The organism is Nocardia terpenica (genome assembly GCF_013186535.1).
In the GTDB taxonomy this organism is placed as follows: domain Bacteria; phylum Actinomycetota; class Actinomycetes; order Mycobacteriales; family Mycobacteriaceae; genus Nocardia; species Nocardia terpenica.
In genome coordinates this window covers 680305-694744 of record NZ_JABMCZ010000001.1, presented here as the reverse complement: position 1 = coordinate 694744, position 14440 = coordinate 680305, and the positions used below count along the sequence as shown (strand labels likewise).

At 58.7% G+C, this 14440-nt stretch carries 14 protein-coding genes; 2 read left to right on the top strand and 12 right to left on the bottom strand.

Annotation, left to right across the window (positions count from 1 at the left end; translation table 11 throughout):
- The 9 genes from HPY32_RS03085 to HPY32_RS03045 all read right to left on the bottom strand — a co-directional run bounded on the left by HPY32_RS03085 (position 1) and on the right by HPY32_RS03045 (position 10217).
- Positions 1-927, bottom strand: a complete 927-nt coding sequence (locus tag HPY32_RS03085; RefSeq protein WP_171982703.1) for a transketolase family protein — start codon at positions 925-927, stop codon at positions 1-3.
- Positions 920-1714 (bottom strand): transketolase, encoded by a 795-nt coding sequence (locus HPY32_RS03080; RefSeq protein WP_067583022.1) that lies wholly within the window; start codon positions 1712-1714, stop codon positions 920-922. Before HPY32_RS03080 ends, HPY32_RS03085 begins: the two co-directional genes overlap by 8 nt.
- Positions 1711-2679: an aminotransferase class IV gene (locus HPY32_RS03075; protein ID WP_082870943.1), complete on the bottom strand. Its 969-nt coding sequence runs from the start codon at positions 2677-2679 to the stop codon at positions 1711-1713. Before HPY32_RS03075 ends, HPY32_RS03080 begins: the two co-directional genes overlap by 4 nt.
- 4 nt (positions 2680-2683) lie before the next feature.
- Positions 2684-3913 (bottom strand): MFS transporter, encoded by a 1230-nt coding sequence (locus tag HPY32_RS03070; RefSeq protein ID WP_082870942.1) that lies wholly within the window; start codon positions 3911-3913, stop codon positions 2684-2686.
- Entirely contained in the window at positions 3910-5154 is a 1245-nt protein-coding gene (locus HPY32_RS46455; RefSeq protein ID WP_082870941.1) for an enolase-like domain-containing protein, read from the bottom strand. The genes HPY32_RS03070 and HPY32_RS46455 overlap by 4 nt, the downstream gene beginning before the upstream one ends.
- The gene (locus HPY32_RS03060; protein ID WP_082870940.1) at positions 5144-6064 is read right to left on the bottom strand and encodes a phytanoyl-CoA dioxygenase family protein; all 921 of its coding nucleotides are present in this window, start codon (positions 6062-6064) and stop codon (positions 5144-5146) included. The genes HPY32_RS46455 and HPY32_RS03060 overlap by 11 nt, the downstream gene beginning before the upstream one ends.
- A 285-nt stretch (positions 6065-6349) precedes the next feature.
- The gene (aepX, locus tag HPY32_RS03055) at positions 6350-7366 is read right to left on the bottom strand and encodes a phosphoenolpyruvate mutase (RefSeq protein WP_197696408.1); all 1017 of its coding nucleotides are present in this window, start codon (positions 7364-7366) and stop codon (positions 6350-6352) included.
- 3 nt (positions 7367-7369) lie between these two features.
- Positions 7370-8416: a ParB/RepB/Spo0J family partition protein gene (locus HPY32_RS03050; RefSeq protein ID WP_082870938.1), complete on the bottom strand. Its 1047-nt coding sequence runs from the start codon at positions 8414-8416 to the stop codon at positions 7370-7372.
- A gap of 1150 nt (positions 8417-9566) precedes the next feature.
- Positions 9567-10217: a deaminase gene (locus HPY32_RS03045; RefSeq protein ID WP_156674201.1), complete on the bottom strand. Its 651-nt coding sequence runs from the start codon at positions 10215-10217 to the stop codon at positions 9567-9569.
- A gap of 207 nt (positions 10218-10424) precedes the next feature.
- On the opposite strand from HPY32_RS03045, the gene HPY32_RS44355 reads away from it, so the two are divergent.
- Positions 10425-10802 (top strand): hypothetical protein, encoded by a 378-nt coding sequence (locus HPY32_RS44355; protein WP_231951476.1) that lies wholly within the window; start codon positions 10425-10427, stop codon positions 10800-10802.
- Positions 10803-11072: 270 nt separating this feature from the next.
- On the opposite strand, the gene HPY32_RS46450 is transcribed toward HPY32_RS44355, so the two are convergent.
- Positions 11073-11432, bottom strand: a complete 360-nt coding sequence (locus HPY32_RS46450) for a hypothetical protein (protein ID WP_331713279.1) — start codon at positions 11430-11432, stop codon at positions 11073-11075.
- Here HPY32_RS46450 and HPY32_RS46445 point away from each other — a divergent pair.
- Positions 11425-11673, top strand: a complete 249-nt coding sequence (locus HPY32_RS46445) for a hypothetical protein (RefSeq protein ID WP_331713278.1) — start codon at positions 11425-11427, stop codon at positions 11671-11673. The two genes, HPY32_RS46450 and HPY32_RS46445, sit on opposite strands and share 8 nt — an antisense overlap.
- A 1101-nt stretch (positions 11674-12774) precedes the next feature.
- Here the strand turns inward: HPY32_RS46445 and HPY32_RS03035 are convergent.
- A complete protein-coding gene (locus HPY32_RS03035; RefSeq protein ID WP_156674200.1) occupies positions 12775-13017 on the bottom strand; it encodes a hypothetical protein in 243 nt (80 codons plus the stop codon).
- 248 nt (positions 13018-13265) lie between these two features.
- Entirely contained in the window at positions 13266-14363 is a 1098-nt protein-coding gene (locus HPY32_RS03030) for a hypothetical protein (protein ID WP_067583017.1), read from the bottom strand.
- Between the last annotated feature and the right edge of the window lie 77 nt (positions 14364-14440).

The window sequence follows — 14440 nt, the reverse complement described above, 5'->3', positions numbered from 1 at the left end:
CTATCTGCCCCTTTCCATTCGGTGCACAGCCAAATGAACCGCGTTCAAGATATTGGTCGGCGATATGCCATACAGCTTCAGCAGTTCGGAGTGATCACCGGATACAGTGAACTCATCCGCAATTCCGAGGGGAACATTCACAACCGGCTTATGCTGTGCCGTCCACTCGCTCATCATACTGCCGAGCCCGCCGACCACCGAATGTTCCTCAACGGTCACGATCGCCCGCGCCCTGTGTGTTGTTTCCCACAAGCCTGCGTCGGGAAATGGTTTCATACGATAAATATTCAGCACGCCGGTATTCGCTCCCAGTTCAGGTTGCAGATCTACTGCCATCGCCGCGATCGGTCCGCATGTCACGATTAGGATCTCAGGCTCGTCGTTGCCCCAATAGCACCAGCCCTCCATGGGGGAACCGCGATCCGGGCGTGGCAGGCGCGACGCAGATTGTCGGCTCAGCCGCAGGTAGGTAGGCTGTCCCGACTGCACAGCCAGGCGTAGCAGTGGTAGTACGTCTTCATCCGCCGCGGGCAAGACGATCGACAGGTTTGGGACCGAACGCAGCGCCGCGATGTCGCTGATGGAATGATGACATGCACCCTCACGACCGCCGGATAGGCCGGCGTAGTGCCCGACAAGTACTACGCCAAGCTTCTGATAGGCCACCGCGTGTGTGATCTGGTCCAGTGCCCGATTGACGAGCATCGAGGCGAAAGCCGAGGCCACGGGTCGGAGTTCTGCCAAGGCTAATCCGGCGGCGATCCCGACCATATTTTGCTCTGCAATACCTACGTTGAGGAACGCCTCTGGAAAGCGGTTAGAAAACAGCTGGGTCTGCGTCGAGGTAGCATTATCACCATCCAATACCACCAACTCTGGAAAGTCTTCTTTCAATTCAATCAGCGCAATACCAAACGCGTTACGCACGGTATGCCTCCAACTCAACGACGTATCGGCGGAGGACCTCTACATCCTTGACCGAATGCCAGGGTGAATCTCCTTCCATAAAAGGCACACCGAACCCCTTTGCAGTATGCGCGATCAGGACTCGCGGACCGCTATTTCGACGTACCATCGCTGCCGCCAGCTCTTGGACGTCATGGCCGTCTACATCATCGACCTCCCAGCCGAACGCCTGCCAGCGGTCGGCGAGGGGCTCAAGTGTCGAGATCGATTCTGTGGGACCATCGTGCTGATGCCGGTTACGATCGACTATCGCCGTAATGTTAGCCAGCCCGAGATGACCTGCCAACGCGGCGGCTTCCCAGACCTGCCCTTCCTGGAGTTCGCCGTCGCCTAGAAGGACATAAACGCGGGCTGGACTGTTGCGATGACGTAGGCCGAGCCCCAGGCCGACGCCCATAGACAAACCCTGTCCGAGAGATCCGGAGCTGGCTTCGACACCTGGAGTACGTAATCGATCCGGGTGCCCCTGCAGCCGTGAACCGATACTACGCAACCCAAATATGTCGTCCGATGCGAGCACTCCGATATCGCGCAGCATTACATAGAGCGCGGGAGCCGCATGCCCTTTCGAGAGCACCAGGCGATCGCGGTCACGATCCTGCGATGCCACGCCGCGGAGGACCTTATGAAAAAGTGCTGCGAGAATATGCAAGCATGACAGAGAGCTTCCTGGGTGGCCAGAGCCGGCATCGGCGATCATCGTTAATGTCTGGAACCGCAATGTGGAGAGGGCCTCGTCGAGTGTCATCCGAACGACACCTTCTCCGCCTGATCACGCAGCGGAAGCACCGACAGAGACGCGTGGTCGGATTCGGCGAACGGCAAGTCAGCATAGCGTGCGCAGATAGTTTGCATGGCTTCGGTTGTCGCCAACTGTCGATCATTTACCGACTGTGCTGCCGTCACACCGAGCGACGAACTGGTCAGCAACACTCCCTCAGCCGAGGTCAATTCCTGGCAGTCGATTGGGCGACTCTCCCAGCGGAAGCCTGCAGCAGTCACCAGTTGCCGCACGATTCGCTTCGTCACTCCTGGCAGCGCGCCCTCGCTAGTCGGCGGGCTACTGAAAACGGAGCCATTCACTATCACGAGATTCGAGCGCGTTGCTTCTGATATCCGGTCGTGCTCGTTAACAAGGACAACGTCGTCGTATCCGGCGACACGGGCTCGTGCCACCTCGCGCCGGACGAACAGATATCCGCTCGGGCTCTTCAGCGTGCGAGGCAGATCCCCGGATACCCGACGCCGGGTAGTAGATGTGACCAGGCGAGGATTCAGCGGTGCGTAACCCTCTACCGGTAGTGCAAAGATAACGACTGATGCACGGCGTGAGCACAGTTCTTCGTCCGCTCCGAAGGCGAGCATGCGCACCCGCACAAATTTATTCGGAGGGCTACAGCTCAACACCGCAGCGATCCCATCAGTCAGATCACTATCCTTCACGGGCAGATCGAGCAGGGCCTCGGTCGCCGAACGACGGAATCGTTCTATGTGATCGACCAGTCCGTAGACCGATGCGCAATCCGCACCTCGCCAGGCACGGCAGTTATCGAAAACCGAAGCGCCATACAAGACCGCCGTGGTTCGTGTCGGTATGGACATATTGGCCACCCACTCACCATCCACCCAAGAAAAATTATTCGGCACGCTCCTGCCGCTGACGTTGTCGAGACAGTTATCCATTGAGTTACCTGCCTTATTCAGTCCACTCATGATGTCATCCGACCGATTGTTCTGTTCCGGGTCGGCGCCACCTGCTATCGTCGGTAATTACTCTGTCGGCGGGCTCCCAATCGAACGGGTTCTTCGACAAGCCAATCAAAGCAGCACAAAGAACTGCGAGACTACCCACAAAGACCAGAACCACGCGAACTCCAACCGCCTGTACCAGTACGCCTGACACCATGATGAATAAAATCATCAGGGAATCCTGACCACTTCGTGTCGTAGCGATCAGACGACCATACATCTCTTTAGGAGCATGGCTCTGCAAGTTCGCCATCAAAAGAATAAAGATGACGTTCACTGCATAGCCGTTCACTGCGCGCAGCGCGGCAGCTCCAGGTAACCACATCACGAACGGAAGAATACTCAGCGCAACGCCGGCGGATACGACTGTCGAAGCAACAGACATTTTAATTGGCATCATTCTTCCAACAAGCGGCGCCACAATCGTACCCAGTACTGCACCCGCACCGGTGAAAGCTGAGATGAGACCGAACTCCCGTGCTCCACCGTGTAACACCGATCCGGTGTACACAACGATTGAAACACTACTTGTACCCGCAAGAATCCCGGTTACACAGTTCACCACGAAAGACGAGCGTACAGCGGGTATTCGCAAGATGTATGAGAAATCCCTCTTGCTCTCACCCGTTTTTTTCTTTGTAGTCGCTGTTCCCGCAGGCACTGCTGCAAAGCCTACGATGGCGGCAACCGCGAACGTCGCCGCATTCAGCACGTACACAAGATGAAGATCGCCGCGGGCCACAAGAATTCCCGCCAGCCCCGGACCCGAAAGCTGTCCTATCCTGCGGCAAATCATCACGACAGAATTCGCGCGAAGCAGGCTCACCGAATCAATCAAAGGCAAGCAGGACTGTTGACTGACCAGCATGGCCCGCGATGCAATGCTGACCACCGCGGCGTATATAACGAGGACGGGCAGCGACGCCGCAAATACGTTGGTAAAAACAAGAATGCTTGCGCATGTATTACCGATTAACATCCAGCGTCGTGCTGGAATCGCATCGACAAGAATGCCACCAACCCACGATCCTACCAAGCTGCCGATGCTGTACGCCGCCATCCCGTACGCGACATGCATCGACGAACCACCGTACAGGTACAGCGAGGCCGAAAGGCTTACCAGATAAGCTATGTCACCAAACTCGACCACGCCCATTGCCAAAGCGACAACGGCAAGCCGTGGCCGTATTGCCATCATTTCGGTGCCAGTGTGGTGAGAAGTTCGTTGATCTTTGCGATGCGATCCATACGCGCGGGACCTCCGACTTTGATGTACCGTGCACCACAAGCGATCGCCAGACTACTGATGAACGATCCGCCGTTTTCCCCGCTGCGCTGCGAAATTACCAATGTCGCACCATTGTTCCGTGTCGCCTCCGCAGCCCGAATCGCCGCCGAAACAGTCCCGGCCTGATTGGGCTTTACCACGACAGCATTCGCCCACCCTCCTTGCACGCCAGCGGTTACACGGCTCACGTTCGAAGCAAAGAGATCGTCACCGGCAATCATCATGTCTCCCGCCTTCGATGTCAGCACGGTGAATTCGCTCATCGCCGAGGCACTGAACCCGTCCTCAAGGTAGCGAAGACTATATCGCGGGATCCATTCCAGATAAGTGTCAAGCAGTGCATCAGCCGACAGTGCGCGATTGGTCCACGGGAACTGGTACTTACCGTTTCTCCAAACGTCCGACGCCGCCATGTCCAGACCGAGGCGGAATCCAGACTCTACCCCGAGTTCCTGCAGGACTGCGAGGATAATATCCATCCCCTCCGTGCATGACTGCAGAGGCACGGAAATGGCACCCTGCTGGCTCGTCGCAGCTTCGTATCCTCTCCGGTAGCACACTTCTCGCGCGTAGTCACGGACCCTGATGCTGGTCTCCACTGCGTCCAACAGCTGAACATCTGGGTCAGGAAACAAGAGAAATTCGATGTGCGGAACCTTCGAGCTAGGACAAAGGCCACCGTCAATAATATTCATGGCAGGCAACGGAGGTCGGTCGGCTTCCGGTAGGCCGACGAAGTCCCGCAGGTGTGTGTGCAGCGGGAGCGAACGCTGGAGCGCGCCCAATTGTGCTACAGCCATGGATGTAGCGATGGTTGTATTGCCGCCTATGACCTTTCGTGATGGAGGTGGGTCCAGATCGTCGAGCCGGCGATCTACCGCGGTCAAATCTGACGCGTCGAGTCCAACCAGCGCTGGCTCTACCTGCTGTGCTACTGCGCGCACAGCAGGCGCCACCGCCCTAAGTCGAGGCTGCGAAGCAGCATCCTCCAGATGTGCCGGCTCATACTCACCAACGCTCGAGCCGCGCGGGGCTAGCGCACTCGAGCTCCGTCCTGCCCCGTCGACAAGAGTAACTTCAACGGCCGCACGTCCATTCGAGTCGTACAGGCCACGAGCAATCACCTTGGTTATAGAATTCTCACTTGCCATAATTTCCGCCTTGAGCCATTATATCGCCTTGATCGACAGGTTTATAATAGTCGGAGGGATGAACGTTATCTCCAAAGTCTCCGAACATACGGCGCAAACGCGGCGACATACGGTCAAGGACTCGTTGCGGTTGAGTTAGATAATCATGCGGGCGGTGCCACAAATTTCCATATCTAAATATAAACGTCTTTCGAGTACGGACTACATTTTTCGATACAGCGTGCCATAGCGAATACGGAAAAACTAGTACATCGCCAGGTGCTGCTTTCACCTCAACGGCGTCCTCTGGAAGGATTCCCTGCTTTAGTGGTTCATCCAGCTCGTCCATGTAGCATAACATGTTCCGGGAGTTGGGTATCTTACGATGGCTCCCTGGTATCAGCAAGAAGTTTCCGCTATTCGATTTTGTCACGTCGGTGAGAAATATTTGTGCTTTAACTTGAAGGCTCGGGCTGCCTTCGGCCAACTGCAGACGCTGTAGATATTCGCCGCCATCGGTGTGCCAGTACTCCAAAGCATCCGCATGAGTGGAGCGGACAAATACCTCAGTCCCCAAGATATGTACGCTATGGTTCAGCAAGGTCATTAATGGCCCCACAAGCCGTGGATGATCGAGAAAGTAGTCGAGGCCCGGCAAGCCATCAACCGCATTACGAACTCGGATCGTGTGAGAGTAGTCGGCAAAGCTTGCATGCTGACCAATTGTCGGATGCGGCATAGCCAGGGCATCCGACACAACAGCTAGGCCGAGCTCAACCTCCGCTTCATTGAAAACACTTCGGAGAAGTAGATATCCGTCCTTTTCATAACTGCAAAACTGTTCATCGGATAGCGGCTGCCAGTCGCGCTCCGATGCTGTCGATGCCGTCGATATATTCGAAACGCCCGCCCGTAACATGCATTCCTCCATCCGCTTTAACCTTCGCCCAGGGTCGGCTGGGTGGCGTGAGCCACCCAGCCGATGACTATCTAGACGAGGTTGTCGTACTTTCCTTCCTTAACCTCCGAAATGAACTGCTTGAAGGAAGCGCAGACTGGACCGATCTCCTGCCGCTTTCCATTCTCACCCGAGTCTTCGCTCAGAATAACTCGATCCTCGGTGACGCGAACAGAGATAGACATTTCCATTCTCCATTTCTTCGATGATTCCTAAAAATGGCTACTACTTACATCTCGTGGCAGCCACAGAATTAATTTATAGAGTGTGGCGATAGGAGTCAATATTTTCGAGTTCGCCCGTCCGAACAGCGCTGAGCCGGTCCGCTGTGGGCATGACCGGCCGGGCCAGATTCAGGATTTCAGCCAGATCGACACAAATTTCCTCCACCTCGGCAGTCCTGCCATTCAAGAGGATCCTTCGACATGCATCTTGCATGGCCTTCATCGAAGACCGGAACAGATGGTTGGCGTATATGACGATATTGAAACCTGCCCCGGCAAGCTCGTCCGCATGCACACTGTTGTACGTAGTTGGAACGGCTATCAGCGTGACTCCAGGGTGAGTCTTACGAAACTCTGTCGCGAACTTCATTACATCGTCTGGACATTTGTCTCGACTATGGATCATTATCCCGTCACTGCCCGCGTTTACATATTCATCAGCCCGCTGCAATGCAGAATGCATTCCCTCTCCCAGAATCAGGCTTTCGATGCGCGCGAATATCTGGAATTCTTGCGTAACTTGCGTGGCCTTACCGCGTCGTATCTTGTCGCAGAAACGCTCCATACTTTCCATCTCTTGTAACCGAGATCCACCAAGTAGCGAATTCTGCTTGAGGCCGCGCTTATCTTCGATGATCACTGCAGATACACCGCGTCGCTCTAATTCACGAACCGTGTACTCAAAATGCTCCGGGAGTCCGCCAGTATCGCCATCCATGATTAGCGGCTTGGCCGTCACTGCGAAGATCTCGTCGATGGCCGCCAGTCGAATACGCCAATCGAGAATTTCAATATCCGGCAAGCCGCGCACTGCGGAGTCGGTCAAAGAACTAGACCAGATCGCATCGAATTCTCCCGAAAACGGTCCGCTGGCGCTGACATGCGCGCCTTCTGCGACGATCGCCGAAATTGGATTATGCGCTTCTATAACTCGGATGCAGCCTCTTTCGCTTAACAATCCAGAAAGGCGCGCCCGGCGCAAATCGTTTGTTGTTGAATAGGTAGGCACCTGAAAAGTCCTTCCATTGAACTCAGTAAACTTTGGAGTCACATTTCAACTATGCTTATCCTCAAGCGACTGCGGTTTTAAGGCACTTGCCTGATCAGTCGATATACGACATTCGAGTAAGTTCGCCAAATCGGCCCAGCTGTTGGCATAGATTCGGGCCAACTCAGCTACCTTACCGACGCAGTGATTCGGAACCATTTCGGCAGCACGATTCGGTTCCATCAAAGTGACTCGGTGCAGATGGAAGCATCGGAGGAGTTGGCGCCCAAATTCGTTGAGCCGTAAAGAAGGATCGTTTGCCAGCGCGACTACGAGATTGGCGGCATTTTTGTCCGCTCTCTGCCCTGATACCTGACCAGGCTGGTTGCCCTTGGCCTTGTGGGATCGGCGAGCGATGGGGTCCATGCCGCTGGATATTCGTTTGCGGACATCGTGGACTGTCGATACCGACACGCCCGCCTCGGTCGCGATATCGCGGATAGATGCCGCCGGCCTCCTACGCAAGACCTCGACTACGCGTTGCCGGCTTGCGGCGGGATCCGTTGGTCGCGATCGACCATCGCGTCCGAGACGGATGTTCGTCTGATCGATCTGATCAGACGAACGTGGGCGAAGGGATCCGATAGTGCTGGGCGACAAGCCAACGTACGTCGCAATCATTCGATTTGACCATTGTGGATATTTATCAATCATCTTCACTGCGGCAGCTGCGCGGTCAGACCGTGTCAGCGGAAGGCCATGAGCAACATTCAACTGCACTGCCAACACCATTGCCTCTGCGGCTGTTCCGTTGAACATACGCGCACGAACTGCCGACCTTCCCCCTAGTCTAGCGGCGGCGACTCTATGCATACCATCTATCACGGACATTGTTTCCGAGTGAACAGTAATTGGTGGAAGGTTATCCAGCACCTCGGACAAATTGCTCACGTGCTCGGGATCCGTTCCTATACCACGGACAAACATTACACCCTTGAGCTTATCCAGTGCCAAATCCGCGATCGGGACCTGGTCCCAATCTATTCGAATTAGGGTTGCACAATTCGGCTCGTCGACGCTCAAGCCCTTACACGTTTCTACATCTAAGTTCATGCAGATTTCTCCCCCTGCATATTCCGGTTATAATGTTTTCTGCTCAGAAGGCATCACGAACCGATATGAAACTCGCTGGCGAACTGCGGAACACCCGCGCCAACCAGCTTGCTACTCCCGGTCACTCCCGTCCGTTCTCCATGTAGGTAATCAATGTTCTACCGCGCTCCCGGCATATATGCAGGTGCGGCACAGCGCAGCTCCTCGCACAAACACTGCCGAAAGCGTGTAAAGTCACTCCCCATGCCACGCTTCTCCGCGAGGAGATCGCAGGTCGACTCGTTCGGGCGGAGGATACGCAATCATCCGATACATACGTCGATCCGTTGAGAATGCGCAGGGGCATCCATGATTACTGTAAGCGCACTCACCCGCGCGGTCGCGAATCGTTTGACGGGCCTGAAAATCCGGCCGAGGCAAGAATTGCCCTGCGGAGTAGCTATGCAACATGCCCATTGCCCAATTCCTTTCATTGGGTCAGCAGCACACAGAGGGGAACAATGTAGCGAGCTTCAGCGAGTGAAAACTTGAATCACGCACACCTATCGGCGCGTGCAGCCTTTTCTTCCGCCGCCCGCTCGTGCCATCTCAGGTGAATGTAAGGCGCATCACAGGGAATGTCAATCGAACTTCTGAGAGCGTTTCTACGCTGATTCTAGAATCACTGTCGTTGAACTGGCCTTATACGGCGATCTACGAGTCACACACCCGGAGAATCGCAGGAGAATTCTTGTCCGGATCGATGAGTGACCTCAGTCGCACTGAACCTCCGAGGGATCAGTCGGCCCCGCTGGCCCGCGATCAATGACATGGACTGTTGGCATCACCGCTCGCGGTTCGGTCGCCCCATGGTCCAGTCAGTCCGCACGGCGCTCCGAGTGACCACCTCGAACAGGACGCGAAACATTCGTCACCCCTCAGCCGAGCAGTCTTGTGTGTATCCCCTATCTCTTCGGGCTCCCTGCTCTTCGCGTTCGCGGCCGGATCCACCAGCACGCAAGAGTGTCGGCCCCCAGACCATGGTGCTGAGCGTTGGAGGCTGCTGGACCATCTTCGAGCGAAACGTCAATGCCGGTCGAATGCTGGATCAGGCACACTTTGCGTGATATCCGCGGATCGGAACGCGGACAGACCGGCCCTTGATGATCGACTACACCGATCGGGATGGACCGACACCGCGCCCATGGTGGTTGAGGCGCTCCTGCGCTGCCGTCGTTATGCCCGTCCATAGCGGGATCAGGGCAGCGCGAAGCGGCTGCTGTCGAAGAGCTGTGTCAGCGTCGGTCCCCATCAAGGCGACGACCTCCGGTTCTCTCCACCGGGCGCGCGCGATCGTCGGCGACGGCGGACCCGAACGCGCGGCCACGCCAGACAGGAACAGCAGGTTGACAACCACGACCCATTCCGGATCGATCCCGTCCGGGTCTCGGACAACCGCAGCGTCTGAAGGGTCAGGGGCGATGAAGACAACGCTGCCCACACCCGTGAATTCGCATGCCGCCGCACACATCAGACACGGCCGATGTGACGACCACAAGGTGAGGCTGCTCGAATCGGTCGTGGTATCGACGCTGGCGAGGGCGTTCATCTCGGCATGCGCAATGGAGGTGCGCTGCAGCCGGTCGGGCCCGCCGGAAGGATCGTAGACGCGATTGCGACCTTCCCCGATTTCTTCACCGTCCCCGGTGCCGATGACGGAACCGACCGGCAGTCCGCGCGAAAGAAACGACTCGTGGGCAAGCTCGAGACACCGGAGCATCGCGGTATCGGCTTCACGCCAGATGGCGTCCAGTTCGGGCACGAACACCAGTGTCGCAGAGCGCTCCACGGTGTCGGGCGAGATGCCGGTGCGTTGTTCCGTCCTCGGATACTCAGTTGCTCAAAAGAATTCGCTTTCCGGAGAAGATCCGGTTTCACTCGCCCGAGCATCTGTCGCTTAGCCCCCACGTAACCGGCGTCCGCGATATTCGTACCCATCCCTGAATTGCTCTGTGGCGAACAGGGATTGATGCTTACATTCGCCACACTCACCTCCACGTCGGCGGTCGTGGATCTGGATCGGTTCACCGTTCGGAAGGTCCGCCACCCCGACGGCCGGTTGTCGCATTGGATCTTCTCTCCGGCCGGTGAGGTGCACCGGCCGTCGTTGGCGGTGCTCACCCGGCACGGGACGTCGACGCAGGAGACCTATGCTTACAGCCTGGTCGATCACCTGAACTGGCTGCATGTGAACAGCCGCAGTCCGGACTCAGTGACCTTCGATGACCTGCGCCGCTACATGAATGGCGTCACCGGCAGGCCGACGGTATGTATGGCTTGGTCTGGCGCCGTCCGGACCGCAAGCCGCTGGGCACGTCGGCGGCGGGCAACGTCGCGACGGTGGTGAAGGTCCTACTATCTGTCGCTGCAGGTGACCGGCGAGGTTCGGCCGGAGCTGGTCGAGGCGTTGACCTCGGGGCGCAGCTTCGCCCGTCGTGGTCGGCGGTCGGTCGAGACGAATCAGCTCGCCCTACAGAAGGATTCGCGTCAGCGTCGGTTTCTGCTCGATGAGGTCGTCGAGGCGTTGTTCGAGCCGGGAGTGTTGCCGACAGTCCGGGACGTCATGATCGTGACCTGGTTGCACGACGGTGGTCTGCGCGTCGGCGGGCTCTGCGGGCTACGGTTCTGCGACCTGCACCTGACCCGGAACCATCCCTGCAGGCAGCGCGCCGACCCGCACGTTCATGTCGTCGGCCGCAACGACAACCCCAACCGGGCTTGCGCGAAGTCCTACGCCCCAGCGACCCCAACCCGGGACGGTTACACCGTCGACGGGGTGCTCCGCGCGGTCTCCAATGACATGATCAGCACGTTCCACGCCTATCTGCTCGACGAGTTCGGTCCGATCCAGCACCTGGTCGACCACGAGCACATCCTGGTCCATCTCACCGGCGCCACCGCTGGCGCGGCACTGCACACGGGCGGTGTCCGAAAGATGCTGCGTCGGGCCTGTTCCCGCGCCGGCCTGAATGTCCATCTGGTTCCGCATTCCTTCCGGCACAAGGCGGCGGCCCGCGCTCTATGCCGAGTCGGATTTCAACGCCGAGTTGGTGACCCAGGAGTTCGGCTGGTCCAGCCCGGCCATGGTCACCGACGTCTACGGACGGTCGGCCAACCGGCAGGCGATGAAATTCCTGCAGCAGGCATGGGACGCCAGCGCCCGCCCACCGGCCGAACCGTTTCTGGTGCCGGGCCAGGCCCGCGGAGCCGACTCGTGACGACGCCGGACATCGCTGCGAGCACCTCGTTGACGTCGGTTCCGGACTCGGCGGCCGAGTATCTGGGGTTGAGCCCGGATGGCCGCTACGACATTGTCAGTCAGCAGTTTCCGGAGTGGCTGTTGGCGGAACCGGTCGAGTTTCCGCCGCACCACCCCACCTACGGTTGGCATTGCCGTGTCGAAGGCTGCGAGGGCGGGCTGCATGCGACCGCGCCGTCGGCCCAGCTTTGCGTCGCCCATGCACGCAGATACGCCGAGGTCAAAGAGCGCGCTGTGTTGCTATCGGCCCGGCGACTGGTCCCGGCTGATCTATCGGCCGCACTGCTACGACCGAAGCCGTTCGGCCAGACAGAGTTTCGCGTGGACCAACTACCGGGATTTGCTCGCCGACGCTCACCGGCAGCAAGGTTATGCTGGTCTGGGACAAACCTGAATACACACCTGGCCTCGGGATACGCAGCTATGTCGCCGACCGGGACTGGTTCACGGTCGGCCAGCTACGGGCCTACGCCCGGACCTCAACCCCGTCGAGGTGGGTTGTTCTCAATGCGATCTGTGTAATCGGATTTGCTCATGATGCTGGTTCTCCTTGTGGTGGTTGAGCTTTGGCGTTTGTGGGGTTGTCGGGGATCCAGGGGCGGCGGTTGTGGGAGCCGGTGCAAGGCGTGCAGACGTGCGACCTCGGCCGGATCGGCGGTGATGATCCAGCGGTAGGGCGGGCGGCTGTCCTGGCGGCCGGTGGCCCAGCCGCGGCGCACCCAGTTGTAGAGAGTCACTGTGGGCGTGCCGATTTCGCGGGCGAGGGCGCTGAGCCACCATTGGTCGAGGCCGAGACGTCCCCGATCGCTTGTGCGGTCGTGCTCAAGGCCGGGCCGCAGGCCCAGGCGGCGGATCAGGTGCTGAATCTCGCCGATGTTGAAGCGGTCGTGTAACCGGGGTGTGCGCCAGCCCTCGGCTGCGAGCTGGTCGGCGACTACGCTGTTGTCCAGTCCTGCACCGACCAGCGTGGCGAGTAGTTCGGTCAGGGCTGGGTAGTAGGACAGCTGGTCAATGCGGGCGACGGGGCGGACCAGGTCAGCGTCGGTGTGGTGGCCGCGGCCTAGCAGATGGTGGTGTGCATGGCACCCGCGGGGGTGACGGTGACCTTATCGATGGCGGCACGGATCAGCTTCTTGCGGTCGCCGACGGTGGTTGTCGGCGCCGACCACAGCGCCGGGATATCGTCTGCGACAGCACCGATCACGGCCAATTCGGCCGCCGACAACCGCGTGGGACGCTGACGCAGGGAGCGTTCGTGGTCCTCGATCAGTTGCCATTGCGTAGTGAGAGTTTGTTCTGACATGTTCCCAGTCACGTTCCAATTGCCGCACCACGAGCCGGTTTTCGGGGTTCGGCGAGCTGGCCTTGACGGCGGGACCCGATCGCAAGCGATCGCAGCGCGTTCCAGGCGCTGCTGCCTGGGTCCGCGGAGGGGCGGGTGAACCGCACGTACCAAGCCTCCAGCTCGCCGGGCCGCCAGATGTAGAGGCACCCCGACTGTTGGAAGGCGGCTGGCACGGTCGTCCGGTCCGTCGAGGATGAGCCCCGTCGCTACCTCTCTGTGAGGCGGCAGTAGCTTTCGGCGAGTTTGACCAGTAAATCGTTCTCGGGTGACTCCTCGGTCAAGATCGCGATCGGTTGTGTGGACATGGTTTCGGGCGGTCGTCCGCTGCTCCGGTGAAGCATGGCGATCGCTCGTGCGACCGCGGCCGGTTCATTGCAGTCGTGAGGCGTCAGTTCCGCGCCGAGGTGTGGGCTCAGGGTGACCAGACGGTCGCGGCATTCGATGCGGGCGGTCATGCGCGCGGTGTGCGGCTTCAGCAGCAGGGGTGTCCAGCCGGTCTGGGGATAGGCGAAATGCGGTGGTGAGATCGCTTCCAGGTCGTGCAGAAGCCGCCGCAGCTTCCGGTTGTCGCGCACCGCACGCCACATGTCGGCCAGTTGTTTGGTGCGGTGTGCTGCTGCCACCGCAATGAAGCTGACGAACAGAAGGGTCGCGCCGCAGAAATACATGCCCTGCCACATCGGCATGATGAAGCGCGGTACCGCAATTCCGCGATATCGGTCCCACACTTCGACGAACCGGACCACCAGCATCGGCGTCAGCAGCCACAGGCTGAATGTCGTCAGTGTCAAGGCGGCGCGCAACGCACCGCGCGACCGGCGCGTGTGCCGGTAGGCCAGATATCCGACGGCCCCGTTCAATCCCGGGTAGATCAGCAGCTGCGCCAGGTAGTACAGCACCACTTCGCCGACGGTGAAGTTGTAGAGGTTTATCCCAGCGGGGATGACGAATCCGATGACGGCGATCAGAAGGAAGCTCACCGAGGCCAATCCGACGAGGAACATGACGATCCGCCACGCCACCCGGCTCGCGTCGGCGTGAGCGTAATACGCTCCGAGGGCGAGCCAGCCCACCATCAGCAGCAGTACTTCTATCGAGGTGGGCAGGAAAGGCCGGCCGCCCTTGAGATTCTCCGAGTTTCCCAGCGCTTCGAAGACGAAACTGGCTGCAACCGCGAGGATTCCGACCGTGATCAGCGCCGACGTGACCGAGGGGCGGCGGATTGTCTGATATACCCGCCAGAGAGTGACCACCGCCAGAACGCCGGAGCGGAACCACCACTGGTCCATTGTGAGGCCGTTCATGACCACCGAATCCTGTCGTGTCGTGCGACGTCAACTCTTCGTGGGGTGTGTCATCATAGTCCGCTCGAAAGTGCGCT